22 protein-coding genes and 3 pseudogenes are annotated in these 23,299 nt (G+C 68.7%); 9 read left to right on the forward strand and 16 right to left on the reverse strand.

The features are described 5' to 3' along the window. Positions 1-43 precede the first annotated feature (43 nt). The gene (locus AB0G47_RS15550) at positions 44-358 is read right to left on the reverse strand and encodes a hypothetical protein (protein ID WP_323178737.1); all 315 of its coding nucleotides are present in this window, start codon (positions 356-358) and stop codon (positions 44-46) included. Between the two features lie 205 nt (positions 359-563). Beyond that, positions 564-981: pseudogene (locus AB0G47_RS15555) on the reverse strand (collagenase); the annotation flags it as partial. Here AB0G47_RS15555 and AB0G47_RS15560 point away from each other — a divergent pair. The 4 genes from AB0G47_RS15560 to AB0G47_RS15575 all read left to right on the forward strand — a co-directional run bounded on the left by AB0G47_RS15560 (position 875) and on the right by AB0G47_RS15575 (position 2,604). Continuing rightward, complete coding sequence (locus AB0G47_RS15560) at positions 875-1,477, forward strand: hypothetical protein (RefSeq protein ID WP_360770016.1); 603 nt, start codon at positions 875-877, stop codon at positions 1,475-1,477. The pseudogene AB0G47_RS15555 and the gene AB0G47_RS15560 sit on opposite strands and share 107 nt — an antisense overlap. 39 nt (positions 1,478-1,516) lie before the next feature. Then, positions 1,517-1,675: a hypothetical protein gene (locus AB0G47_RS15565; RefSeq protein ID WP_360769164.1), complete on the forward strand. Its 159-nt coding sequence runs from the start codon at positions 1,517-1,519 to the stop codon at positions 1,673-1,675. Then, entirely contained in the window at positions 1,672-2,103 is a 432-nt protein-coding gene (locus AB0G47_RS15570; protein WP_360769166.1) for a minor capsid protein, read from the forward strand. The genes AB0G47_RS15565 and AB0G47_RS15570 overlap by 4 nt, the downstream gene beginning before the upstream one ends. Before the next feature lie 291 nt (positions 2,104-2,394). Continuing rightward, entirely contained in the window at positions 2,395-2,604 is a 210-nt protein-coding gene (locus AB0G47_RS15575; protein ID WP_360769169.1) for a hypothetical protein, read from the forward strand. 213 nt (positions 2,605-2,817) lie between these two features. Here AB0G47_RS15575 and AB0G47_RS15580 read toward each other — a convergent pair whose 3' ends face one another. Next, entirely contained in the window at positions 2,818-3,270 is a 453-nt protein-coding gene (locus tag AB0G47_RS15580) for a hypothetical protein (protein WP_360769172.1), read from the reverse strand. Between the two features lie 408 nt (positions 3,271-3,678). Then, a complete protein-coding gene (locus tag AB0G47_RS15585) occupies positions 3,679-4,761 on the reverse strand; it encodes an IS630 family transposase (RefSeq protein ID WP_360769174.1) in 1,083 nt (360 codons plus the stop codon). A gap of 212 nt (positions 4,762-4,973) precedes the next feature. Here AB0G47_RS15585 and AB0G47_RS15590 point away from each other — a divergent pair, with 212 nt between their 5' ends. Continuing rightward, positions 4,974-5,480: a DinB family protein gene (locus AB0G47_RS15590; protein ID WP_360769177.1), complete on the forward strand. Its 507-nt coding sequence runs from the start codon at positions 4,974-4,976 to the stop codon at positions 5,478-5,480. Between the two features lie 12 nt (positions 5,481-5,492). On the opposite strand, the pseudogene AB0G47_RS15595 reads toward AB0G47_RS15590, so the two are convergent. The 4 genes and pseudogenes from AB0G47_RS15595 to AB0G47_RS15610 all read right to left on the reverse strand — a co-directional run. Next, a pseudogene (locus AB0G47_RS15595) lies at positions 5,493-5,934 on the reverse strand (transposase); the annotation flags it as partial. A 429-nt stretch (positions 5,935-6,363) separates the two neighbouring features. Beyond that, complete coding sequence (locus tag AB0G47_RS15600; RefSeq protein ID WP_360769180.1) at positions 6,364-6,777, reverse strand: hypothetical protein; 414 nt, start codon at positions 6,775-6,777, stop codon at positions 6,364-6,366. A gap of 11 nt (positions 6,778-6,788) precedes the next feature. After that, the gene (locus AB0G47_RS15605) at positions 6,789-7,367 is read right to left on the reverse strand and encodes a hypothetical protein (RefSeq protein ID WP_360769182.1); all 579 of its coding nucleotides are present in this window, start codon (positions 7,365-7,367) and stop codon (positions 6,789-6,791) included. A gap of 175 nt (positions 7,368-7,542) precedes the next feature. After that, positions 7,543-7,962: a hypothetical protein gene (locus AB0G47_RS15610; protein WP_360769185.1), complete on the reverse strand. Its 420-nt coding sequence runs from the start codon at positions 7,960-7,962 to the stop codon at positions 7,543-7,545. Positions 7,963-8,021: 59 nt separating this feature from the next. Here AB0G47_RS15610 and AB0G47_RS15615 point away from each other — a divergent pair, with 59 nt between their 5' ends. Then, positions 8,022-9,215 carry a hypothetical protein gene (locus tag AB0G47_RS15615; protein ID WP_360769188.1) on the forward strand — a complete coding sequence of 398 codons (1,194 nt, stop codon included), beginning with the start codon at positions 8,022-8,024 and terminating at the stop codon, positions 9,213-9,215. A 59-nt stretch (positions 9,216-9,274) separates the two neighbouring features. Here the strand turns inward: AB0G47_RS15615 and AB0G47_RS15620 are convergent, their stop codons facing one another. From AB0G47_RS15620 to AB0G47_RS15630, 3 genes are all read right to left on the reverse strand, one after another. Continuing rightward, positions 9,275-9,415, reverse strand: a complete 141-nt coding sequence (locus AB0G47_RS15620; protein WP_360769191.1) for a hypothetical protein — start codon at positions 9,413-9,415, stop codon at positions 9,275-9,277. Between the two features lie 1,089 nt (positions 9,416-10,504). Further along, complete coding sequence (locus AB0G47_RS15625) at positions 10,505-11,929, reverse strand: NAD(P)/FAD-dependent oxidoreductase (protein ID WP_360769194.1); 1,425 nt, start codon at positions 11,927-11,929, stop codon at positions 10,505-10,507. Continuing rightward, on the reverse strand, positions 11,926-13,692 hold the full coding sequence (locus AB0G47_RS15630) for a DUF3556 domain-containing protein (RefSeq protein WP_360769197.1): 1,767 nt from the start codon (positions 13,690-13,692) through the stop codon (positions 11,926-11,928). Before AB0G47_RS15630 ends, AB0G47_RS15625 begins: the two co-directional genes overlap by 4 nt. Before the next feature lie 128 nt (positions 13,693-13,820). On the opposite strand from AB0G47_RS15630, the gene AB0G47_RS15635 reads away from it, so the two are divergent. Then, positions 13,821-15,110 (forward strand): DUF3533 domain-containing protein, encoded by a 1,290-nt coding sequence (locus AB0G47_RS15635; RefSeq protein WP_360769200.1) that lies wholly within the window; start codon positions 13,821-13,823, stop codon positions 15,108-15,110. Positions 15,111-15,191: 81 nt separating this feature from the next. Here AB0G47_RS15635 and AB0G47_RS15640 read toward each other — a convergent pair whose 3' ends face one another. Further along, a complete protein-coding gene (locus AB0G47_RS15640; RefSeq protein WP_360769203.1) occupies positions 15,192-17,708 on the reverse strand; it encodes an ATP-dependent Clp protease ATP-binding subunit in 2,517 nt (838 codons plus the stop codon). Positions 17,709-17,929: 221 nt separating this feature from the next. Continuing rightward, positions 17,930-18,427 (reverse strand): annotated as a pseudogene (locus tag AB0G47_RS15645) (TetR family transcriptional regulator); the annotation flags it as partial. A gap of 53 nt (positions 18,428-18,480) precedes the next feature. Between AB0G47_RS15645 and AB0G47_RS15650 the strand changes: the two are divergent. Then, entirely contained in the window at positions 18,481-19,173 is a 693-nt protein-coding gene (locus AB0G47_RS15650; RefSeq protein WP_360769206.1) for a nitroreductase family protein, read from the forward strand. A gap of 12 nt (positions 19,174-19,185) precedes the next feature. Here the strand turns inward: AB0G47_RS15650 and AB0G47_RS15655 are convergent, their stop codons facing one another. After that, a complete protein-coding gene (locus AB0G47_RS15655; protein ID WP_360769209.1) occupies positions 19,186-19,659 on the reverse strand; it encodes a carboxymuconolactone decarboxylase family protein in 474 nt (157 codons plus the stop codon). A gap of 77 nt (positions 19,660-19,736) precedes the next feature. After that, on the reverse strand, positions 19,737-20,492 hold the full coding sequence (locus tag AB0G47_RS15660) for an NIPSNAP family protein (RefSeq protein WP_360769210.1): 756 nt from the start codon (positions 20,490-20,492) through the stop codon (positions 19,737-19,739). A gap of 165 nt (positions 20,493-20,657) precedes the next feature. Between AB0G47_RS15660 and AB0G47_RS15665 the strand changes: the two genes are divergently transcribed. After that, positions 20,658-21,635, forward strand: a complete 978-nt coding sequence (locus AB0G47_RS15665) for a WYL domain-containing protein (RefSeq protein WP_360769212.1) — start codon at positions 20,658-20,660, stop codon at positions 21,633-21,635. Between the two features lie 47 nt (positions 21,636-21,682). Here the strand turns inward: AB0G47_RS15665 and AB0G47_RS15670 are convergent, their stop codons facing one another. After that, positions 21,683-23,284: a VWA domain-containing protein gene (locus tag AB0G47_RS15670; protein ID WP_360769962.1), complete on the reverse strand. Its 1,602-nt coding sequence runs from the start codon at positions 23,282-23,284 to the stop codon at positions 21,683-21,685. Positions 23,285-23,299 lie beyond the last annotated feature (15 nt).

Raw genomic sequence — 23,299 nt, forward strand, 5'->3', positions numbered from 1 at the left:
GCCGGCGGAGATTCCCGTGGAGACGGCCGGATCCGATCCACTCTCAGCGGCGGCCGGTGCCGTCGCGCGGGGTGATGCGGCGGTAGGCGGCGCGGGCGTGCAGGACACGGCCTGTCGCGGCGCCGAGGAGAGTCGCGGCCAGCAGGCAGGCCATCCATTCGGGGTCGCGGTGCCCGGCCCAGGAGATCTCTCCGGTGGGGGCGGCCGCGAAGATGTTCAAGAGGGCCCAGCACAGCAGAGCCGTTCCGGGCGCCGCGGCGAGACGGCTCCGCACCCCGAGTACGGCGGCGAGCAGCGACAGGGCGGCAAGGGCGAACCCCGTGCGATCGAGCACGCCGAGCAGGTCGAAGAGGCTCACGAGACCAAACGCTCCCGCATAGGCCCCCGCCCAGATCAGAGGCGTCGGCACGGGCTCGGGAACAGCCCTCGCACCACTGGCCACCTGCCGCCATTCCACCACTGTCAGGTCCTCCCCCATCCCCGGGCCGGCATCGTCGCCGTGGCCCACAGGGCCGGACACGATTGTTCCCCATGCGTCGGCGGCCGGACACGGGTGCCCGGCCGCCGGTGCGGTAGGAGCCGAGCACGGTCGCCACGTCGTCCGGGTGCTTTTCCAGCATGTAGCGGGCGGCCAGGTAGCCCCAGCGGTAGGTGCGGGTCGTGTCGGTGTTCTGGTAGGTGGTGTCGAAGAGTTGGCTCAGGGGGTAGGTCTTCTTGCCTGCCACCTTGATGGCTTCCTTGTAGCGCAGCTCGCGGTACGAGTAGGAGACGTACTCGGCGAAGCCCTCGATCCACCAGACCGTCGGGGTCGAGATCCCGGCAGCCGTTGTTGGTGTCGATGCCGTAGATCACGCCGGTGTAGGTCTGGTAGTCGGTGCTGGAGTCGAAGACCACCACCTCGATCCTGGTGTTCTTGTCGTCCTTCACCGGGCCGCTGTCCTTGGCGACTTGGTGGAAGTACGCGTCCTGGCCGTTGAGGGCGGCCGGGAAATCGCGGATCGACGAGCTCGTCGAGTACGCGGCCGACGACCGCCGGCTGCCGATCATCCTGGACACCTGCCAACACCTCGTCGACGCCTGCGCGTTGCCGGCCGACCTGCTGCCGTCGCAGGCGCCGCAGCTGAAGATCCTGGCCACCAGTCGGCAGGCCCTCGACATCCCCGGCGAGTACGTCCTGCCCGTGCCGCTCCTGGGCCTTTCGGAGGGCGACGCGGGCGGCGACGCGCTCGAACTCTTCAAGCAGCGCGCGGCGGTGGCCGTCCCCGGGCTCAGGCTCTCCGACGGTGGGCGGAAGGCCGCACCACCGCGGCATCAGACACTGCGTACGACCACCGGGTGGAGCCACGAACTGTGCTCACCGGCGGAGCGCTGCTGTGGGCCCGGCTTCCGGTCGTCGCCGGCGAATTCGATCTCGCCGCGGTGGAGGCCGTGTGCTCCGACCCCCAGTTGCCCGAGGGCGCCGCGGTGGGCCCGCTGATCGACAGCGACGGTCGACGAGTCGGCGCTCACCGCCGCGGTGTCCTACGACACTCCGTACACGGTCCGCCAGCACGAGGAGATGACCTACCGCCACGACGCGGGCCGCACCGCGAAGTACCTCGAAGTGCCCATGACCGAGGAGGACGACGCCGTCGCCGCACTCATCGCCGCACAGGTCAGGCGGTCCCTGCGGTGAGCTTCCTTGTCGACGTCGTCGACGGCCTGGCCCGCCTGCTCGACGAGCGGGCGGTCGGCGTCTACCGGCCCGATGGCATCCATGCCGAGGGCGGGACCGCCATCACGGACACCGTGATGCCCGAGGCTCCCGACCGCGCGATCGTGCTCACCGCGTACCCGGTCACCGAGTCGGCCGCGCTCACCGACACCGTGCTCGCCGTGCAGGTGCGCACCCGCGCAGGCCCCGACCCGCGCGAGGTCACCGACCTCGACGACGCCGCGTTCGCCGTCCTGCACGCCGGCGGGCGCCACGCCTTCGGCAGCGCCCGCATGACGCTCATCTACCGCTTCTCATCCGGCTCACTCGGCGCAGACGCCAACGGCCGCCAGGAGCACACCAGCAACTACCGGCTGCGCGCGAACCGCCCGGCCCCACATCTTGAGTAGGGCCGGGCTACGGGTGCTGCCCCTTCAGCCGCCGCACTGGCAAGGGCCGCCGCTCTGGCAGCCGCAGCTACAGCCCGGACCACATGTGCAGTCCATGGCGCAGTCCGGAGGTGCTGGCTTGTCGCTCATCGAATCAGCCTCCCAATCTGTGCGGTTCTCACCTACCGGTTCAAGCGAACACCCGCACCGACCTGTGCAGAAGGGCGCTACCGGCCACGAATGGAGCCCTCACCCGGCCCAGTTGCACCCCCGCCCGTTCAGCGCCCCCGCGCACACCACCCATGGGGGACGTTGTCCACCCCCACCCCACCGGCGGAGACTGAGACCGCACTCGCCCGCCGGTACCGCCTCGAACTCAACACCGGCACCGACACCACCCCCGTGTGGACGCTCGTGCCCGGCGTTCAGGAGTTCGCTCCCAAGGTCGAGCCGCCCCAGCAGAAGACCACCACCTACGACGCCGAGGAGTGGGCGGACAGCACGGTGACCGAGCTCGCCTAGTGTCGTGTGATCCTCGTGGTGTCACTCGGAGATGTTGCTGGCGAGCTTTCTGAAGTGAGCCAACAGAATGACTGGAGTTGCCGACGGGTGACTCAACAGTTCTGCCGCATATAGGTGAGGCTGTTCCAACGCATGCGAATACGGCCGCCCGGCCCTGAAGAATGTTCTTCAGGCGCCGAATTCGCGGCCGCATTCACCGGTCAGAGGGCTCTGTCAGGCGGACTCGAAGAACCACTTCTGGGTGTTGTCACCCCTCCACTTGGCCAGGAAGATCTGGGCCATCTCGTCGCCGTCGAGGAGGGTGGCGACCAAGTCCCGGCTAGGGTCGTGTACCCGGTAGGTCTCAACGTTGCCGACCTTCCCCGCAGGCTCGATCGAGAACCTCATCGGGAACAGGTTGACTACAACAGGCTCCGGCATGGCGCGGACGACGGGCTCGGCCCAATAGAGGGGCCTGTCGTCCGGAGTCGTGAGCTCGCTCCTGATGACCTGCAAGGCCTGGCCAGGGATCGTTTCGACGTGCCACTGCTCCTCGGGTTGCTTGTCGAGAGGGAACCCCACGATCGGGATGTTGGGCTCAGGGACGGCCTCGTAGACCTCCGCTACTCGATCCGTGAAAGCGGCGCACCTGATGTAGTACTTGCCTGCCGGAATTATCTGTGCCATTGATCCTCCCGAGGCTCGTGGTGGAGCTGTCTCTGATGCGTCTCCAGCGAGCGAAGCCGCCTTAAATGAACTGAGCAGGGAATGACGCTAGGCTCGCCGCACCACTGATCGCACCGGCATATCAGGCCGCACAGAAGATATCGGCGAAATCGAGACATGGCGGGCGCCAGGTGCGGTATCTCTGCTGTTCATCGAAATGCAAGGCGGGAAGATCCATGTTTGCAATGCGATGCAGCCAGCTTGACGCGAATAGCACGCTTCCGCTCTTGGCCGCAGGTTCTCATGATTTCTCTGTTGGGAGTCATGCGCAGTAAGCATGGCGGGAACTTCGCGGATGCTCGTGACACGCCACAGATCAGGCGGATCACTGGCTCAAGCAGCACCTACCGTCTCGCGATCCTGCTCATGTCAGTTCGAGTTGTTATTGACGAGTTTCTTCACATTGGTCGCGACGAGCCTGACCTTCGCGAGTACCTCGGCAGCGGTCGCGGTCCAGGTGAACGGTTTCGCCGTCGTGTTCCAGGAGTTGATGTAGTCGCGGATCTGATTGATCAGGACGTTGACGCTGGAGAACGTGCCGCGGCGGATGGACTGCCGGGTGAGGATTCCGAACCAGATCTCGATCTGGTTCAGCCACGAGGAGCCGACGGGAGTGAAGTGGAAGTGGACGTGCGGGTTCTTGACCAACCACTCCTTGACCTCCGGGGTGGTGTGCGTGGAGAGGTTGTCCAGGACGACATGGATGTCCATGCCGACGTGCGGCTTCACGGCCTTCGTCAAGAAGGCCAGGAAATCCTTGCCGTTCCGGGTCGGCTTGCACTCGCCGAGGACTTCGCCGGTGGTCACGTTCAGTGCGGCGAACAGGTTCGTGGTGCCGTGCCGGACGTAGTCGGCGGTGCGCTGCTCGCTCGCCGCGAAGGCGACCGGCAGCACGGGCTGGGTCCGGTCCAGGGCCTGGATCTGCGTCTTCTCGTCGATCGAGAGGACGACCGCGCCGCCCGGCGGGGCCAGGTACAGGCCGATCACATCGGCCACCTTCTCCGCGAACGCAGGGTCTTTGGAAATCCTGAAGGTGCCGGATCGGTGCAGCTTCAGGCTCTCCTCTCGCCAGACGCGCGCGATGTAGTGCCAGGACACAGTGATGTTCTCGGTCCCCTTCAGGTATTTCGCCAACTCCCGTGTGGACCAGTGCGAAAGCCCGGTGCCGTCCGGTGGCGTCATGCGCGTCAGCGCGATCACTCGGGACCGTACGCGCGTCGGAACCTGTTCTCGTGCACCACCTGGACGCTCCCCTTCCAGACCGGTGAGGCCCTGCTCGGCGTAGCGCCGCTTCCAGCGGTCCACCGTCGGCAGCGATATGCCGAGCAGCTCGGCGATGTCCTTGCGCCGACGGCCCTCGCTCGACCACAGCACGATCCGCCCCCGCATGGCTATGTCGGCGGGCAGATCCCGGCTGCTCACCAACTCCCGCAACTCGGCGGCCTGTTCCACGGAGAGCTCCACACCACAAGACCCTGCCACACAAGATCAAGTAACGCCGACGGAATCACGAGACACTAGGGCCTGTCCGGCGGATCGTGCCGGCGGCCCACCGACGCCGAATCTCTGTAGCGACCTGCCGGACAAGGAGCTAGGTGGAGCAGGTTGGGCCCATCGACAAATTGCCTCGACATCGGTCGTGGTGATCGGGGAGGCTTCGCGCGATGACCAGAATCGACGACATGCCGCCCGCGTGGGACGAGCGCACCCAGCTCACCACGTTTCTCGACTACACACGTGACACCGCCCGCGCCAAGTGCGATGGCGTCTCTGCGGAGAACGCTCGCAAGGCGCTCCTGCCGGGCTCACCGCTGATGACCATGAGCGGAGTGATCAACCACCTCCGCTGGGTCGAGTACTACTGGTTCCAGGTGGTCTTCCTCGGCGAGGAAGACCGGGGCCCCTGGACTGAGGAGGACCCCGACCGCGAGATGCGTATCGCCGTCGACTTCCCGCTCACGCAGTTGCTCGACGAATACGCCGAACAGAGCGCCCGCTACAGCGAACTGGTCGCCGGGAATGGCCTGGACGATCAGGCCAAGCGACCCGTCCGCAACGGCCTCCACGTCGACCTGCGTTGGATCCTCCTTCACCTCACCGAGGAGACAGCCCGCCACAACGGCCACCTGGACATCCTGCGCGAGATGCTCGACGGCACGACCGGCGGCTAGATCCGGCGGAGATCACGGGCGGAGCCAGAGTCGGATCGAGGCGACGGTGACGGTGCCGTGGAAGAAAGACGGCCCGGGAGTTCTTCAACGCGTTGATCGTTCCCTCGACTTCGTTCCTTCGCTTGTAGATCGTCGTGTCGAAGCCTGCGGGTCGGCCGCCTTTGCTGCCCTTCGTTGGCGGTTGGCCCGCTGGTTCTTCGGTTCGGGGATGGTGTGCTTGATCTGGCGCCTGCGCAGGTAACGGCGGTTGCGGCGAGAGGAGTACGCCTTGTCGCCGCCGAGATGGTCGGGGCGGGTGCGCGGATGCCCGCCGCCGAGGCGGGTGACGCGGATGCGTTCCATGACCGGGATGAGCTGCGGGGCGTCGCCCCACGAGATGGCTGTTGCAGGTCAGGCCGCCCCGGGAGCGTCCCAGTCCCTCGTCGGGGCGATGCTGCCGGGGCGTGCGTCTTTTCCCGGCACTCGTAGCGGATTCCTACGAGCCCCGGGGCCGCGCTGCCCGGACTTACGGTGACTTACGCGTCCCTGCGCACGAACCTGGGGGCAGAAGAAGGCCACGTCGTTCGCTCCGTCTCAGGCGGCCACGCACTCGTCCGGCCGACGGGCCACGTTAAGCAGTGGGCATGCTTCACTCCGCTGGTTGCCGCACTGTGGGAGTACTGCATCGGACTCGTCGCCGCGTCGACGCCTGAGCGTGGGTCTCGCCAACTATCGCGCTCACTCGCCAACTAGAACGCTCACTCACAGTGATTGCCATGGGTCGGATGGGGTCGGGTGGGGTCGGGCACTGCCGGCAGGGCCCGCCCCCCCCTTGCGGGGATGCGGGCCCTGCACTGCGCTCCGACGAGTGCGGCGAAGCCTTGCTTCTCCGCGAAGTCCGGTTCTACCCGCACTCCTTGAGGTAGCGGTTGAAGGCGTGCTTCTTCGCCTTGTGCTCGATGTCCTTGGAGTACGCGTCCTGGTGCAGGACACCGACCGCGAGCCGGGTGTCGTCCTCCAGGTTCTTCGTGTTCCCGCACGCCGCCACGACGATCCAGTCCTCGTCGGTCCCCGCGCCCTTCCCGGTGCCGTATCGGGCCTTCGCCCCGGTCACCGGTTTTGACAGGTCGTACGACACCATCGTCGCAGGCCCCGCGAGGCGGGCCTGTGTCTGGGCGACGGACTGGCCGACGAGCGCGTCCAGCGGTACGGGCGCGGGCGGTTCGTCAGCCGAGCCGCAGCCCGACAGTGCCATCGTTCCCGCGAGCAGGAGCGCGGCGGTCGCGCCGCGGGTCCACGCTCTGTTCCGGTAGTTCACGGAACGCCCTCTCACTTGACCTTGCAACTCACCTTGGCGGCAGAGGGGTTGAAGGCGTACTTCCACCCGCTCGTCCCGGCGACGTAGTCGAGGGGCGTGGTGATGTGCTTCTCGATCTTGTACTTGTACCGGGTACCGATCGGGTACGCGACGAGCGACTTCCCCTTCTTCACCGGCGCGCTGCAGGTCACGGACACCGACTGCGTCTTGGACGAGCTGATGTTCAAGCTGCCTGCGACAGCCCCGCGGCTCATGCCGAACCCTGCGTCGATCGTGCGCGTCGCCGACGCCGTCTTGTTGATCGTGCAGGTCATGCCCGCCGACTGTGCCGTGCAGCGGGCGATTTCGTTCTTCGTGTTCGTGTAGTTCTTGGTCGCCGTCTTCTTGATGACCTTGCTGTAGTGGCCGACCGCGCCCCTGGTCGCTACGTCCCCCTGCTGCGAGGGCTGCGTGGCCGTGACCGCGGACGGCCTGTCAGCGCCACGCTCGGGGCCGCTGTCACTCGCGTACGCGGTGGTCGCTCCTCCGGCGATGGCCAGGGCGAGCGCGCCCCCAACTCCGGCAATACGTATGGTCGATCGCAGATTCACGCAGATCCCCTAGTTCCCCCTATTAGTAATCATGGTCAGTCATGATCATAAATACCGGACTGCCGACTCGGTCCGGCGGGGGTGATCTTGAGACGTTGGGGGACGGCCACCCCGACCCGAAAGGGCTTCTCACTCCGAGCGCGGCCATCGTGGCGGCGGTGGCCATGCGACGCATTCAGGTTCTCCCTCCTTGCCAGGGCACGTCCCCGGCGGTAGCCACACCCTGCCATCGCGGCGTTGCCCCGGCTGGGGGGACGTCCTCGGGGTGCGGATGCAGTCCGCGATGGCCCACGCCGTCGCGGAGATCCGCCGCAGCACCGGACGCCATCTCGACCTGGACAATCCCGACCACGTCGACCTCGCCGATGCGGACACGTTCGAGCGGAACCTCTCTCGCCAGGAGACAGAGATCGAACAGCGGCCCACCGTCGCCGACCGACAGCCTGTCCACCACCACCATGCCGGTGGTCACCACGGGCATCACCGTCCTCCGGGACCTTCTCCCCACCTTGACGCCATTCGTCGAGGCCGCCGCGGGCGCGTTCTCCAGGTTCTTTGATGACGTCTCAGCGGGCATCAAGTCCGCGGAGTTCAAGGAGGTGGGTAAGCGAGACAGCCGCGGTCGCCGGGCCCGCCCTGCGCGACATCTTGACCGTGATCAAGAACTTTGCGGTCGGGTTCGCGGGCATGCTGCAAGCCTTCCTGCCCGCCTCCGCCGGGGTCACCGGTGGCCTGGTCACCATGTCCGCCGCGTTCGCCGACTGGGGCACCTCCTTCGACGACTCCGAAGGCTTTGCGGCCTTTCTCGACCTGGCCGAGCAGGGCGGCACCACTCTCGCCAGTCTCGGCGACGCGGCCATCGAGGTACTCGTCGCCCTCTCCCCGCTGCTCGGCGTCTCGGCTCAACTCACCCTGTATCTGGCGCAGATGATTAGCGCCGTGCCGACACCGGTACTGACCGCGCTTGCCGTGGTCATCGGTTCCGTGACCGTGGCCACGAAGGCATGGGCACTGGCGCAAGCGGTCGTGGCCGCCCGTAACGCCATCTGGACCAGTAGCCAATGGGCGCTGAACGCCTCGATGTTCGCCTCGCCCGTGTTCTGGATCATCGCGGCGATTGTGGCGCTGGTCGCCATCGTCGTGTTGATCGCGACCAAGACGACGTGGTTTCAGACCGCGTGGTCGGCCGCCTGGGGCTTCATCAAGTCGACCACCGACACGGCCGTATCCGGCATCGGAACGGCGCTGAACTGGTTCGGCTCGCTGCCTGGCAAGCCGGGCGGCTGGTTCGGCGGCGCGAAGGATGCCGCCGTTGGCAAGACCACCGAACTGACGTCGTGGCTGGGCGGGTTGCCCGGCCGTACCGCGTACGCCCTGTCCGGTCTGCCGGGCAGTCTGCGCGCCTCCGCATCCCGCGGCTTTCAGGCGCTCCGCACCGCCGCCGGACAGAAGGCATCCGACTTCATCGCGTGGGTCCGGGGCATGTCCCGGACGCATCTCGAACGGCATCGGCTCTCTCGGCTCCCTGCTCACCGGCAAGGGCCGCGACGTCGTGCGCGGTCTGGGCGCAGGAATCGGTCAGTGGATTCCCGCCGGTGTCGTCGACGGCATCGAGGCGGGACAGAGCGCGCGGTCGATCGCAGTATGCGCAATCTCGTCTCGACCCCTACCCCCGGGCAGGCCACGGCCGCCGCCTGGTCCGCCCACACCGCATCACCCGCAGGCGGGCCAGGCGAGGGCCGCATCGTCCTGGACATCACGGGCGCCGACGGCGAGTTCAAGCGCCTCATCCGCCGCATGGTCCACGTCGACGGCCGCGGCTCGGTACGGACCGCATTCGGCGCCTGATAGCGACGGGCACAGAGCCCGCCGACATCAGGCGCCGACATCACGGTGCGGTACGGCCCCTACCAGAGCGGCGAGAAGGCGATCTGGTAGATCCCAATAGCGTCAAAGTTGTCTCTTTCGTCGGCGGCCGCCGTGGTGGCCCCGCCCATGAGGGCAACAGCCGCGAGGGTGACGGCCGCCAGCACTGAACGCATACGCATCGTGTTTCTCCTTCAGATAGTCCGTCCGACGCCCATATGCGTTCTCGGGACGTGGCTCGGGGACCGTACGCATGCGGTCGATCAACTCGAATGCAGCCTGATCTTCGTCCACACGGCCGATCTCCTTCGACATCTGGGAGGAGGTCCCGTTCGTGGCATTCCCCGACGACCCGCTCGGCGTCCGCGTCGAGCTGTACCTCGGCGGCGCGTGGCTCGACATCACCGGCAACGTGTTCACCGAAACCCGATCACGATCACCCGCGGGCGCCCCGACGAGGGCGCCCGCACCGACGCGGCTACCCGCTCGTTCGTCCTGGACAACGCCAGTGGCCGCTACAGCCCGCGCAACCCGCGCTCCGACCTGTACGGGCGTCTGGGCCGCAACACCCCCGTACGCATCTCCGTCGCCCCGCTGGGCCCCGCCGGGCCGCGCCTGATCCGCTTCCTGGGCGAAGTGCCCGGCTGGCCCGTGAAGTGGGGCACCCCGTACGACGTGCGCGTGTCCGTGACCGCCGCGGGCATCCTGCGCCGACTCGGGCAGGGCGCGGCGCCGCTGCAATCCGCGATGCGCCGCGAGTTCTCCAACCCCGCCCGCACGTCCGTCGTGGCGTACTGGCCGCTGGAGGACGGCTCTGGGGCAACTGAGTTCGCCTCGGCGATACCTGGTGCCGCACCCATGCGCATCACCATGATCGGCATCCAGCCGGCCGCGTACACCGGTCATGAGGCATCCGACGCACTGCCCACCCTGGGCGAGGGCGCCCTCACCGGCACCGTGCCGTCTACCCCATCACCGGGGAAAGCGCCCTGCGGTTCTTCGCCGCGTTCCCGGACACCGCGCCCGAAGCCAAGACCGTGCTGTGCAGCTTCCGTCGGCCGGATCACCCACATCGGCGTGGGTGGGGCAAGGCCGGCGAGATCGCCCTCGGGCACGTCGTGCTGGCCAACGCCGCCGCCGCGTACGGCGGGACCGGCCCTCATGGAAACGGCCCGGCAGACCGATGTGGCCGCCGGCCTGGAACGCCTGCCGGGAGACCCCCGGGCGGCTCCCAGTGAATCACCGTTGTCCGCACGGTTGGTGACAGTACGTCAGCCCGGCCGGATGCCGAGATGGCGCAGTGCCGACGCCACCGCCCCCGCCCCGCACATGCCGTGCGCCCCGGGGCCGGGCGGGGTGGCTGCCGAGCACAGGAACACCCCGGGCAGGCCGGTGGCGTACGGGTCGAGTGCGGGGCGTGGCCCGATGAGGAGCTGCGGGACGGCCTTGGACCCGGTGAGGATGTCGCCACCGCGGAAGTTGGGGTTGGCGGCGGCGAAGTCGGCGGGGCGGGTGACCTGCCGGCCCACGACGCGTTCGCGCACCCCGGGGGCGAAGCGCTCCAGTTGTTGGAGGATCGCCTCGGTGGCGTCTCCGTCGTATGCGTACGGGACATGGGCGTACGTCCACACGGGGTGGACGTCACCTGCCGACCGCGACGGGTCGGCCAGATACTGCTGGCCGACCAGGACGAAGGGGCGCCCCGGCATCCTCCCGCGGGTCACTTCCCGCTCCGTGTGCGCGACTTCGGCGAGCGGGCCGCCGAGGTGCACGGTGACGGCGCGGCGGGCGTGCTCGTTCGTCCAGGGCACGCCGCCTTCGACGGCCAGGTCGAGCTTGAAGGCGCCGGGTCCGCGGCGGAAGCGTTCGTAGGCCGCCCGCACGCGGCTCGGCAGCAAGTCGCCGTAGAGGGAGGCGACTTGGGCCGGGTCGAGGTCGAGGAGGGTCACGTCGGCGGGCGGGATCTGTGCGCGGTCCGTGATCCGCACCCCGGTCTCGATCGTGCCGCCGTGCGCCCGCAGCACCCGCTCCATGCTGCGGGCGATGGACTGCGAACCGCCTTCGGCGACGACCCACCCGGCCGCGTGGCCCGCGGTGAGGATGCCGAGGGGGATCGCGGAGGTGAAAGGACGGGACAGGGGACGGAAGTTGTGGGTCGCGACACCGGCCCACAGGGCCTGCGCCTGAGGAGTCTTGAAGAGGCGTGCGAGGGCGGTCGCGGGCAGGGCGGTCGGCAGGCCGAAGCGCGCGAGCAGCAGCGGGTGCGTCGGGACGCGCAGCAGGGGGCCCATCGTGTCCGGGGCAAGCGCGTCCCAGCGGCGTACCGAAGGTGCGAAGAGCGCCCGGTAACGGTCGCCGTCCACACCGAGCAGGCGGCTGGTCTCCGCCACGGAGCGCAGCAGTACGCCGGCCGTGTCGTCGTCCAGCGGGTGTACGCAGTCGATGTCGGCCGAGCGCCAGCGCAGACCGTGCTGTTCGAGGCCCAGCGCGCGCAGCGCCGGTGAGGCGACGGCCATGGGGTGGATGGCCGAGCAGTGGTCGTGCAGCAGGCCGGGCACGATGGCCTCGTGGCTGCGGGCGCCGCCGCCGACCTCGTCGGCGGCTTCCAGGAGGGTGACGTCGAGCCCCGCCTTGGCGAGGAGTGCCGCGGCGGCGAGCCCGTTGGGCCCGCCGCCCACGACGACCGCGGACGTCATGACTCGGTGTCCGCGGACAGGGGCCGCAACGGATGCAGCGACTCCACGTCGTGGACGGGGTAGTCAGGACCGTCGGTCGGCCAGGGCTGACGGGTCAGCATGTCCCGCACCTTGACGTGTCCCCGCTCGAGCAGGCCAAGCGCCGCGTCGTGGATCTCATAGTCCTGAGTCTGCCGGTGAATGGGCTGGGCTTCCAGGCAGATCACCCGGACCTCGCCGGGGGCGAAGCCGCAGCGGGCCTGGACGGCGCGCAGCAGCTGGTCGTCGTGGAGGTGGCCCTCGCCGAAGTTCCAGCCGATCGCGAACCCGGCGACCATCTCTCCGTCGATCACCATGGCGTCGTCCTGGCCGTCGGTGAGGCGGGCGATGAGTCCGTTGTGGGCGCGCCCGTGGGAGTGCATGGCCCGCCAGCCCTCCACCTTGGCGGCCATGAGCAGGGCGGTGTCGGCGTCGTAGAGCTGCGCCAGCTGGTTGGAGGCGAGCCGGGTCGCGGTGGTCAGACCCGCTTCCAGGCGCTGCGCCGCGTCACCGGTGAACACCCAGACGCTGGTGGCCCAGTTGCCCGCGTAATAGCGCATCGCGGGCAGGAAGGAGACGAGGTCGGGCCGTAGGTTGCCGAGGGCGGGCAGCAGCACCAGGCTCGGCAGGATCACGGCGAGCAGCCAGGGCGATTGCAGGTCTCGGACGGTGACGTCGCTGTGGGCGCCGAACAAGTAGAACAGCGAGAAGATGAAGAAGATGTTCCACTCCAGCGGCACCCCCATCGGGATGGTCGAGAGGATGTGGAGGTGGAAGACGGCCATGTAGAGCAGCGCCGCCCACGTCCACCAGCCGCCGTCGCCGAAGAAGACCAGGTAGAGCGGGACGGCGTACTCGGTGGCGGTGCCGACATGGGCGAGCAGGAACGACAGGCGTGAGGGGCGCAGGTCGTCCGGGTGGTCGCGGTAGAAGATCCGCTTGATACGGCCCGAGGGGATCAGGGGCGCGTTGCTCATCATCGTCGCCACCACGAACGGGAAGTGGTGGTTGAGTTTGGAGGTCGCGGCGCCCCACCAGAGCGCCAGCATGACGAGTTCGAAGCCGATGAACTGGTCGTTGTACGGGAAGAAGAAGAGCAGCAGCGAAAGACCGTACTGTTCGGCGCGCGCCGCGAGGAACACGGTCTTGTCGCGCAGGCCGAGCACCGCAAGGCTCACGATGAGCGGTAAGGCGGCAAGGGGTTCGACGAGGCCGACGTGACCGAAGTCCGCGATGCCGGTGCCGTCGCCGGGGCGGCTCAACAGCAAGCCGCCGGAGGCGAGTACGGCGGCGTACAGCAGGACGTCGACGGCGGTGCGCCGGTCGCCGCGGGTCAGCGGCACCTTGTCGGGCCACGGGGGCAGCCGGATGGTGCCGGGCCGCAGCCAGTAGAGGATGGAGCCGATCGGCGGGTTGAAGCGGGAGGAGAGCGGACCGGATCCGCAGCCAAGGCCCACGATCTCCCACAGGATCGTGAAGACGATCAGCTTCTGGTAGACGATCGGCTCGGACCACCAGGAGCCCACGTCGCCGACGGTGCCCAGGCCGGGCGTCAGCGAGATCACGAGGGCCGCGCCGCCGACGTAGAGCACGCATTTGACCACGTAGAACAGGAACACGCCGTAGGGGCTGCCGAAGCCGTGCTCGACCCAGTGCCGGGTCAGGATCTCCAGGCGCTCACGGCGCGGCAGGGAGCGGAAGGCGCCGGCATCGACGGGCACCAGCCGGGGTTTTATGAAGCCCATGGGGTCAGCCTCTGCGTCTCGTACGAATCAGGAGGGAACGAACGCGAAGGTATGCCGGAACCAGGTGTCGTGGCGCCCCCCTTCTTCATCCGCGCCCTATGGTCATTCGGGAGTCAAAGGGGAGTTTTATGGCCACCGGGATTCCGCCGCGCGATGCTTCCGCCCAGGACGTGAAGGCGGGGCGGCTGCTGCGTCGTTGGAAATTGTGGATCGTTCCGAGTGTGCTCAGCGGCTTTGTCGCACTCGCCCTTTCCCTGCTGTACATGGGCGGCATCCTCACGCCCGCCGACCATCTGGACCGGCTGCCCATCGCCCTGGTGAATTCGGACACGGACAAGCCGCTGCCGGGTCAGCAGGAGAATCTCGGCTCCCAGGTGAGTGCCGGCATCGTCTCCTCCACTCCGCGCGGGGAGGTGGACTGGCGCAGGATCAGCCGCGCAGAGGCTCAGGACGAGCTGGCCTCCGGCAAGGTCTACGGAGCGCTGGAGATCCCCTCCGGCTTCACCTCCGCCGTGGGATCGCTGGCCTCCGGGAAAGCCACCGCCCAGCCGACCCTGACGACGCTGACCAATCCCGGAATGGGCAGCCTCGGCTCGTCCCTGGCCGGGCAGATCACCCAACGGGCGGCGCACCAGGCTTCTGTGGGCATCGGCAAGCAGCTGGTGTCGGCACCGGAAGTCGCCAAGGCGAGCTCCACCACGAGGGTGCTGCTCGCCGACCCGGTCGCGGTGAACACCAAGGTCGGCCATCCGATCGGTGCGCACACGGGTCTGGGCCTGAGCGCCTTCTACTACACCCTGCTGCTGGTCCTGACCGGGTTCCTCGCCGCCAATCTCATCCACAACACCGTCGACAGCTCACTCGGCTACGCGGACAGCGAGATCGGCCCCTGGCACTCCCGGCAGCCCACCGTTCCCATCAGCCGCACCCAGATGCTGCTCCTGAAAATGGTGATGACCGCGGGTCTCTCGCTCCTGACGACCACGCTTCTCATGGTCGCGACGGTCTCGATCCTGGGCATGGACGCGCCGCACCCGGCGCTGCTGTGGGTGTTCTCCTGCTGCGCGAGTCTCTCCGTCGGCCTCGGGGTTCAGGCGATCAACGCCGCCTTCGGCAGCATCGGCCAGCTGGTCGCCATGTTCGTCTTCATCGCGCTCGCGCTCCCGTCGTCCGGCGCCACGGTCCCGCTGGAAGCCACTCCGGGTTTCTACCGCTTCCTCGCCACGTTCGAACCCATGCGCCAACTCGTCTCCGGCGTCCGGGCGATCGTCTACTTCGACGCCCGCGCCGACGCCGGACTCACCCGGGGCTGGATCATGATCGCGGTCGGTTTCGTCGCCGCGCTCGTGTTCGGCTTCGCCATGACCCGCTATTACGACCGCAAGGGCCTGCACCGGATGGTGCCGCGGCCAGGGTGACGGTCCCCTTCGCCGCACGCGGCGGTTCCGCCAGGTGCCCTCCTTGATGAAACACCCGGGCATCGGTGCGCCCGGGTGTGTTTACCGGTAGCCGTCGGTGGATTCCGCGGCGGCCCCCTTGCGTACGGCGCAGTGGAGCGTGTCGTTCTCCACGTCGGCGACGATGGTGTCGCCCGGATCCGCCTCGCCGCCGAGCAGGAACGAGGCGATGCGGTTGTCGAGCTCGGACTGAATCGTGCGGCGCAGCGGACGGGCGCCGAATTCCGGCTGATGGCCGTGGGCGACGAGCAACTTCTTGGCCGCGTCGGTGACTTCCAGATTGATGCCCTGGGCGTGCACCCGGTGCTTGCTCTGGTCGAGGAGGTGATCCACGATCTGCGACAGGTCTTCCTCGCTGAGGCTGTGGAAGATGATGATGTCGTCGATGCGGTTGAGGAATTCGGGCAGGAACCGCGTCCGCAGTTCCTCCATCAACTCGTCCTTGATCTCGGACACATCGCCCTCGTGCGCGAGAATGCGATGGGCGCCGATGTTGGACGTCATGATGATGACGCAGTGGCGGAAGTCGACGGTGCGTCCCTGGGCATCGGTAAGACGTCCGTCGTCGAGGATCTGAAGGAGCGTGTTGAAGACGTCGGGGTGGGCCTTTTCCACCTCGTCGAACAGCACCACGCTGTAGGGCTGCCTGCGGACCTTCTCCGTGAGCTGGCCGGCTTCTTCGTAGCCGACGTATCCGGGCGGGGCACCGACGAGCCGGGCGACGGTGTGCTTCTCCTGGAACTCGCTCATGTCGAAGCGGATCATGTGATCCTCGTCGCCGAACAGCAACTCGGCCAGCGTCTTGGCGAGTTCGGTCTTGCCCACGCCGGTGGGCCCGAGGAAGAGGAACGAGCCGACGGGGCGGTTGGGGTCGCCCATGCCCGCACGGTTGCGGCGTACGGCCTCCGAGACGGCGGTGACCGCCTCGTCCTGGCCGACGATCCTGGCGTGCATCTCCTCTTCCAGCTTGAGGAGCTTCTCCTTCTCGCTCGCGGTGAGCTGGGAGACCGGGATCCCGGTGCGGCGGGACACGACATCGGCGATGTCGTCGGCGGTGACGGAGACGACGCCCTCGCGGCGCTCCTCGATGCCCGCGAGTTCGCCTTCCGCCTCGGCGATCTGCCGCTTGAGGTCGGAGGCCTTCTCGAAGTCCTCACCGGCCACCGCATGGGCCTGCTCGCGGCGGAGTTTGGCGATGCGGTCCTCGCGACTGACGACCTCGGTGGAGCGGCCCGCACTGCGCAGACGGACACGGGCGCCCGCCTGGTCCATCAGGTCGATGGCCTTGTCCGGCAGGAACCGGTCGCTGATGTACCGGTCGGACAGCTCGGCCGCCGCCGCCAGGGCGCCGTCGGCGAAGCGGACCTGGTGGTGGGCTTCGTAGGCGTCCCGCAGCCCCTCCAGGATCTGCACCGTCTGCTCGACCGTCGGCTCCGGGATCAGCACGGGCTGGAAGCGACGCTCCAAGGCGGCGTCCTTCTCGATGTGCTTGCGGTACTCGTCGATGGTCGTCGCGCCGACGACGTGCAGCTCTCCGCGTGCCAGCGCGGGCTTGAGCATGTTGCCCGCGTCCATCGACCCCTCGCCGGTGGCGCCCGCGCCCACGACCGTATGGAGTTCGTCGATGAACAGGATGATGTCGCCGCTGGCTTCCTGGACGTCCTCGATGACCTTCTTCAGGCGCTCCTCGAACTGGCCTCGGTACTGTGCGCCGGCCACCATGCCGGAGAGGTCGAGCGAGACGACCCTCTTGTCCTTCAGGGTCGCCGGGACTTCGCCGGCCACGATCCGCTGGGCCAGGCCTTCGACGATGGCGGTCTTGCCGACGCCGGGCTCGCCGATGAGCACAGGGTTGTTCTTGGATCGCCGCGAGAGGATCTCGACGGTCTGCTCGATCTCATCGGACCGCCCGACCACCGGGTCGAGCTTTCCGGCCTTCGCTTCCTCCGTCAGGTCCCGCCCGAACTCGTCCAGCGTCGTGGCCGGCTTCTCCTTCTTCGCGTCGGCCGGGAATCCGTCCGAGCGGGCCGCCTGGTCCGCGAGGCCCGACAGCCGCTCCGTGTCCACGCCCTCCGCGCGCAGCAGCCGGTTGGCGCCCGAGTCGCTGTCGTCGAGGAGTGCGCTGAGGATGTGCTCGGGCCCGATATAGGAAACCCCGGCGGCCTGCGAATGGGCGTAGGCGGTTGCCAGGGTGCGCTTGGCCGCCGGTGTCAGTCCTGGTTCCGCGGACGGCTCACCGGACTCCCGTGGAAGAACCGCGTCGAGTTCCGAAGCGAGCTTGTCGGGATTCACGCCGACCTGGGAGAGCAATTTGCGCGCGGGGTCGACCTGTGCGGACGCCCAGAGCAAGTGCTCCGTGTCGAGGTCCGGGGTTCCGTCCTTGACGGCTCGCTGAGCGGCCAGATTCAGCAGTTCCTGCGAGGAATCGGTCAGGAGCCGTCCGATGGGAACGCGCTGAACGGCCGGTGGCGACGATGCCGGGGACATTCCGAAAAACCGGTTCAACATCTCGCTGAAAGGGTCAGAGGAACCGAACCCTGAACCGAAGGACATCGACATCGCAGCTCCTGGTACCGAGGGAGGATCTGTACAACTGAAACGCGATGTCCACTGCTCTGCAAGCGGAGGGAAATGCAGGCGGGAACGAGAATTGAGGGGCTGCTCAGCTGCTCGTATGCAGCGTGGTCAGGGCGTGGCTCACGGCGTCGGGGTAGTCCCGCGGTTGTCCGGCAGGCTCAGCACCGGATTGGACGTACGGTCGCGGAGACCCGTTGGCGCCGTCAGGAATCTCGATGCTCGCCAGCTTCGTTCTGCTCCGCCCGCTCGAGGAGAACCTCCGCCGCCGCCCGTGCGTGTCGGCCGTAGTCCGCGTCACCCAGCACCATGGCGCGACTGGCCGCCCCGTCCGCGAGGGTGGCCAGTTGTTCGGCGAGGGCGACCGGTTCGCGGCAGCCAAGCTCCGTCACCAGCGCGGCGATCAACTGCGCCATCCGCAGCTTCTGTTCGCGGGCGTAGGAGTGAGCGGCGCTCTCCGGGTCGGGGAACTCCGCGGCGGCATCGATGAACGGACACCCCCGTACCGGAGTCGCCTCCCCCGCGGGCTGCTCGAACAGCTTGAGGATCCGTTCCCGCGGGGGGATGTCCTCGCGGGTCAGCACGCTTTCCAGCGTGGCACCCGACGACGCGAGGTCCTGCAGGTGGGCGATGACCAGGTCATTCTTGGTCCGAAAGTGCGCGTAGAGCGTCCGCTTGGACACCGGCGCCTCCTCCGCGACCTGCCTCCCAAGTAAACGCTCCCGTTTACATAAATGAACGGCGTTGAGGAGTCCCCATGGACAAGTCGGTCCCCACAGAGCTGAGTGGCTGCGCGGAGAAGCTGGTGCGTGGGCGTCACGCGACCCGGGCGTTCCGTCCGGGAGCCGTGCCCGAGGAGACGATGCGTGCGATCTTCTCCCTGGCCGGCGCCGCGCCGTCCCATTCCAACGCACAGCCGTGGCAGGTGGAAGTGGTGAGCGGCGCGGCGCGTGAGCGACTGGCGGACGCCTTGCGGGCGGCCCATGCCGAGAAGCGCCTCTCGGTGGACTTCCCGTATTCCGAAGGGATGTACGCGCCGGTGCACCGGGCACGCAGGGCCGCGTTCGGCGGCGAGCTGTACGGAGCGCTCGGCATCGGTCCCGACGACCACGCGGCACGCGCGGCCTACGACGCGCAGAGCCTGCGCTTCTACGGCGCGCCACACGCCGCGTTCCTGTTCGTCACTGGAGACGGCGGCGCCCGCCTTGCCGCGGATGTCGGCGCCTACATGCAGACGCTGCTCCTGGCGATGACCGCGTACGGCGTGGACAGTGCTGCTCAGCTTCTACGCCGACACCGTCCGCGCCGAACTCGGCGTGACCGAAGGGAAGTTGCTCCTGGGCATCTCGTTCGGCTATGCCGACGAGGCCGCCCCGGTGAACCGGATCACCACCGGGCGGGCCGCGCTCGGGTCAACCACGGCCTTCCATGGCTAGGGACTTCCGTTTGACCACAGCCCTGGCTATGCGAACTGGCCGGGCTGGTAGTCGCCTGCGGGCTGCTGGACGATGACGTTTCCCCGGTTGAAGGCGTTGATCAGCGCGATGGTCGCCACCAGGGCGGCCAACTGCTCCTCGTCGTAGTGCTTGGCGGCGTTCGCCCAGGCCTCATCGGTGACCCCGCCCGCCGCGTCCGCGATACGGGTGCCCTGCTCTGCCAGCTCCAGGGCCGCCCGCTCGGCGTCGGTGAAGACCTTGGCCTCGCGCCAGGCCGCGACCAGGTTGAGGCGCAGGGACGTCTCACCGGCTGCCGCAGCGTCCTTGGTGTGCATGTCGGTGCAGAAACCGCAGCCGTTGATCTGGCTGGCGCGGAGCTTCACCAGCTCCTGCGTCGTGATCGGCAGCGTGGACTCCGCGAGCACTTTGCCGGCGGCGACCAGGTGCTTGCCGAACTTGGCTGCGACCGGGCTGGTGAAGAAGTTCAGGCGGGCTTCCATGATGCGCTCCAGTGTCGTTGCGGGTGCCTACACCCTTCTGACGGACCGGCTCCTCGAAATGTGACACGGCCGCCCGATCAGCTGCCCGATCGGCCCGTCGGCGCCAGCCGCAGGGTCCTGGCCGCTGTCGTCTGTTCCCGCTCGATGCTCGGCAGGATCTCGTCCCGGGCGAGGGGGTCCGCCTGTACAGCGGCCAGGTGCGCTCGGTACGTACTCTCGTCGGGGTAGGCCGTGACGACCACGGCGACGTTCTCCCCGGTGCGGACGGGCAGTCGGGGGAATGTGTTGGGCGCCGCCTCGGTGGAGAGGGCGGCCAGTGGCGCGGGGCCCGTCCTGTGCAGCACGGGGAGGAGTTCGTCCCGGATCAGCGCGATGCCGTCCTGGTGGCCGAGAGGGAAGGACCACACCGTGGCGGCCACGAAGCGCTCCGGTGCCGGAGCGCCGACCTGGAGCCGCCGGGATGGGGAGACGGCGAAGCCGCTCTCTATGGCGAAGCCGCTCTCTTCCGACAGGGGACGCAGGAGGAGTACGTCGTCGGAGTCGAGCATGGTGGCGTTGGCCTGGGGGCCGTGCTTGGCCCAGACGGGGCCGTCGTAGAAGGACGTCAGCGCGCGCTGCCGTGTCGCCATGTCCCGGAATCCGCGCAGCCAGACGAAGCGGTCCGGGTCGTCGAGGTCGCGGAACTGCCCGAGCACCCGTATCCCGGCCTCTTCCTGGGATTCGATGAACTCCCGGTCGAACAGCTCGATGAGTTCGTCGCGCCGGCCGGGGCGCAGCGTGTACTGGCGAAGCTCGATCACGGCGGGACGGCCGGAAGTCTCAGTGCTGGCCACGCGGCAGGCTCCTGTTCAGTTCTCTTGTACGGGACTTCGGGACTTCGGGACTTCGGGACTTCGGTGCTTCGGTGCTTCGGTGCTTCGGTGCTTCGGTGCTCTGCGACTGACGCTACGGCGGCCCTGTGCCAGGGGCTGTCAGGGTTTCCGGGGAGAATTGCGCCCATGTCTGCTGGTCGATTGCTGTCGGTGCTGATGTTGCTGCAATCCCGCGGCCGCGTGTCCGCGCGAGGCATCGCGGACGAGCTGGGCGTGTCCGTGCGCACCGCCTACCGTGACGTGGCGCGGCTGCAGGACGCCGGAGTCCCGGTGTACGCGGAGCCGGGCCGCGGGGGCGGCTACCAGCTGCTCGACGGCTATCGCACCCGGCTGACCGGGATGAGCCAAGGCGAGGCGCGGGCGCTGTTGTTCGCCGGACTGCCGGGCCCCGCAGCCGACTTGGGGCTGGCGGCGGAGGTGACCGCGGCGCGCTTGAAGCTGCTTGCCGCCTTGCCGGCGGGGCTGCGCGAGGAGGCGGCGCGGACCGCGGCCGTGTTCCATCTGGACGCTCCGGCCTGGTACCGGGAGCCCGAACAGACCCCGTATCTCGGCGTGTTCGTCGACGCGGTGCTCACCCGACGTGTGGTGAACGTGCGTTACCGCCGCTGGCGCGCGCCGCAGGAGGTGCAGCGTCGCCTGCGCCCCTACGGCCTGGTCCTCAAGTCCGGTGTCTGGTACCTCGTGGCCGCCACGGAGAGCCGGGTCGCGACCTACCGGGTCACCCAGGTCCTGGACGCGGTGCCGAGCGACGAACGGTTCGACCGGCCGCCGGACTTCGACCTGGGTGCGTACTGGACCTCGTACCTGGACGACTTCCAGCAGCGCCGCTTCACCGGCACGGCCACCATTCGTCTCTCCGCGCGGGGACGCCGACGTCTGCCGGACAACCTTCCCCCGGAGGTGGTACGGGCGGTCGAATCCACCGCGATCGCCGTCGGCGACGACGGATGGGTCGAGGCGGTCATCCCGACCGAGAACACCGAGCACGCGTGCGGGGAGCTGCTGCGGCTCGGTGTCGACGTCGAGGTCGTCGCGCCCGCGGACCTGCGCCGGGCCATGGCCGACACGGTCGACGTACTCGCCAGGACGTACGGGGTCGGCTGACCTGCCGGTGTCGCGAAGGCCGGGTCAGCTCACTCGGAAAGGCCGCGTCAGATCACACGGAAGAGGTCGGCGGCGGCGTGGACGTCGGTGAGGTCCTCGATGGAGCGGAGGTTGTCGCACAGGGCGTCAAGGACCGAGCCTGCTTCGGCGGCGGGCGGGGCGCCGATGGCCACGCCGAAGACGCGGAAGCCCAGAAGGTGCTTGGCTTCGTTCCAGCCGCGCATCCACTCCTCGGTGACGCCGCACTCGTCGTCGGTGAGCAGCACGATGTCGCCGCGCTTGCGGGCGGCGTCGTTGAACTCCTCCCCCAGCAGCTCGGCGGCCGCCGTCAACGGCGTCTGGTAGCTGGTGCCGCCGCCGAGGAAGGTCTCCGCGAAGTCGAGGGTCCGGTCGATGCCGGCGGGCCGGTCGGCCGGGAAACGGAAGACCTGGAGCTTGTCGGCGGCGGAGAACAGGATGCCGACGAAGTCACGCCCGGCCTCGCGGGCCTGGTCGAGGAGCGCCAGGGCGCACGCCTTGGCCCACGCCTCCCGGGTGACTCCGCCGGGCCCTTCCACGTACATGGAGTGCGAGGTGTCCACGCACGCGATGACGGCGCCCTTGCCGGTGGCCTGCTCTCCCTGGCTGTCGTAGAGCATCAGCTCCCCGGCGGCGTAACGCGCGGCGAACACCGCACGCAGCTCGGGCAGGCCCAGGTTGGCCAGTTCGGAGGGGATGACGCGGGAGAGGTCATTGCCGAGCGTCACGCCGACCAGCTCCCCGGCGGTGTTCTCCACCTTGCGGGCGCGCTCGCCTGCGGCCATCTGCCGGAAGCGGCCGATCAGTTCGGCCCACTGTGCGAGCCGGCCGGTGCGCAGCCGCTCGGCGAGCCGGGCGCGCCGGTCGAACGCCAGCCGCTCGAGATCGCCGGGACCGACGCCCCACGCCCGCATCAGGGCGGCCTCCTCACGCGCGGCCCTGGCCGCCTTCGCCGCCGCGTTCCGCGCGGCGGCGCCGATACCGGGGGCGGCGACCGCGAGGACCTGCCCGGCGTCCCGGGCGGCCCGCTGAGCGGCGGCCTCTGCGGCCTCGGCCGCGGCGATCGCCTGGTGGACGGTGTCGGCGGACGGGGCAGGCACGGTGCCGTCCTCGCCGGCGAACCGCCGGAGCGCCTCGGCCACGGCGGTCGCCGCGCCTTCGGCGTCCTCCTGTGCCTTCTTCGCCCGCTCGGCCTGGTCCTGGGCATCCCGGGAGCTCTCAAGGATCCTGCGCAGCGCGGGGGCCTGGGCGAGCACGGCCATGGCGGCGGCGTAGGGATCACCGGCCGTCTCCCGGCGCAGCTCGGCGAACTCCATCGACTCCACCAGTGAGGAGATGACCTGGTGGTTGACCAGCCGGGACGGCTCCATCTCCGCGCGCTCGCGCAGCCGCGGGCCGACCTTGTACGCGGCCAGGAACGCGTCGCTGAGGAGGTCGGTGGCGTAGGGGTGGCGCTCGTTCAGCTCATCGGCGAGGTCGCGCAGTCCGGCCGACTGCGCGTAGGTGTCGCGCCAGGCGATCTGCTCGAACCGGTCCGCGACCACGGCGGCGGTGTGCCGATCGGGAGCGGCGGCGGACAGACCGAGCCACTTCCCTGCCCTGCCCGCCAACTCATCGAGCCTGCCCGGCATCTCGCCCACGACTTG

The sequence above is a fragment of the Streptomyces sp. NPDC021622 genome, assembly GCF_040640795.1.
Classification (GTDB): domain Bacteria; phylum Actinomycetota; class Actinomycetes; order Streptomycetales; family Streptomycetaceae; genus Streptomyces.

What these genes read in the sequence shown, in the direction of transcription:
- AB0G47_RS15665 (WP_360769212.1), top strand. Translation starts at nt 20,658, where the DNA reads ATGTCTGCTGGTCGATTGCTGTCGGTGCTGATGTTGCTGCAATCCCGC.
- AB0G47_RS15590 (WP_360769177.1), top strand. Translation starts at nt 4,974, where the DNA reads ATGACCAGAATCGACGACATGCCGCCCGCGTGGGACGAGCGCACCCAG.
- AB0G47_RS15630 (WP_360769197.1), bottom strand. Translation starts at nt 13,692, where the DNA reads ATGGGCTTCATAAAACCCCGGCTGGTGCCCGTCGATGCCGGCGCCTTC.
- AB0G47_RS15650 (WP_360769206.1), top strand. Translation starts at nt 18,481, where the DNA reads ATGGACAAGTCGGTCCCCACAGAGCTGAGTGGCTGCGCGGAGAAGCTG.
- AB0G47_RS15655 (WP_360769209.1), bottom strand. Translation starts at nt 19,659, where the DNA reads ATGGAAGCCCGCCTGAACTTCTTCACCAGCCCGGTCGCAGCCAAGTTC.
- AB0G47_RS15640 (WP_360769203.1), bottom strand. Translation starts at nt 17,708, where the DNA reads ATGTCGATGTCCTTCGGTTCAGGGTTCGGTTCCTCTGACCCTTTCAGC.
- AB0G47_RS15635 (WP_360769200.1), top strand. Translation starts at nt 13,821, where the DNA reads ATGGCCACCGGGATTCCGCCGCGCGATGCTTCCGCCCAGGACGTGAAG.
- AB0G47_RS15580 (WP_360769172.1), bottom strand. Translation starts at nt 3,270, where the DNA reads ATGGCACAGATAATTCCGGCAGGCAAGTACTACATCAGGTGCGCCGCT.
- AB0G47_RS15670 (WP_360769962.1), bottom strand. Translation starts at nt 23,284, where the DNA reads ATGCCGGGCAGGCTCGATGAGTTGGCGGGCAGGGCAGGGAAGTGGCTC.
- AB0G47_RS15620 (WP_360769191.1), bottom strand. Translation starts at nt 9,415, where the DNA reads ATGCGTATGCGTTCAGTGCTGGCGGCCGTCACCCTCGCGGCTGTTGCC.
- AB0G47_RS15625 (WP_360769194.1), bottom strand. Translation starts at nt 11,929, where the DNA reads ATGACGTCCGCGGTCGTCGTGGGCGGCGGGCCCAACGGGCTCGCCGCC.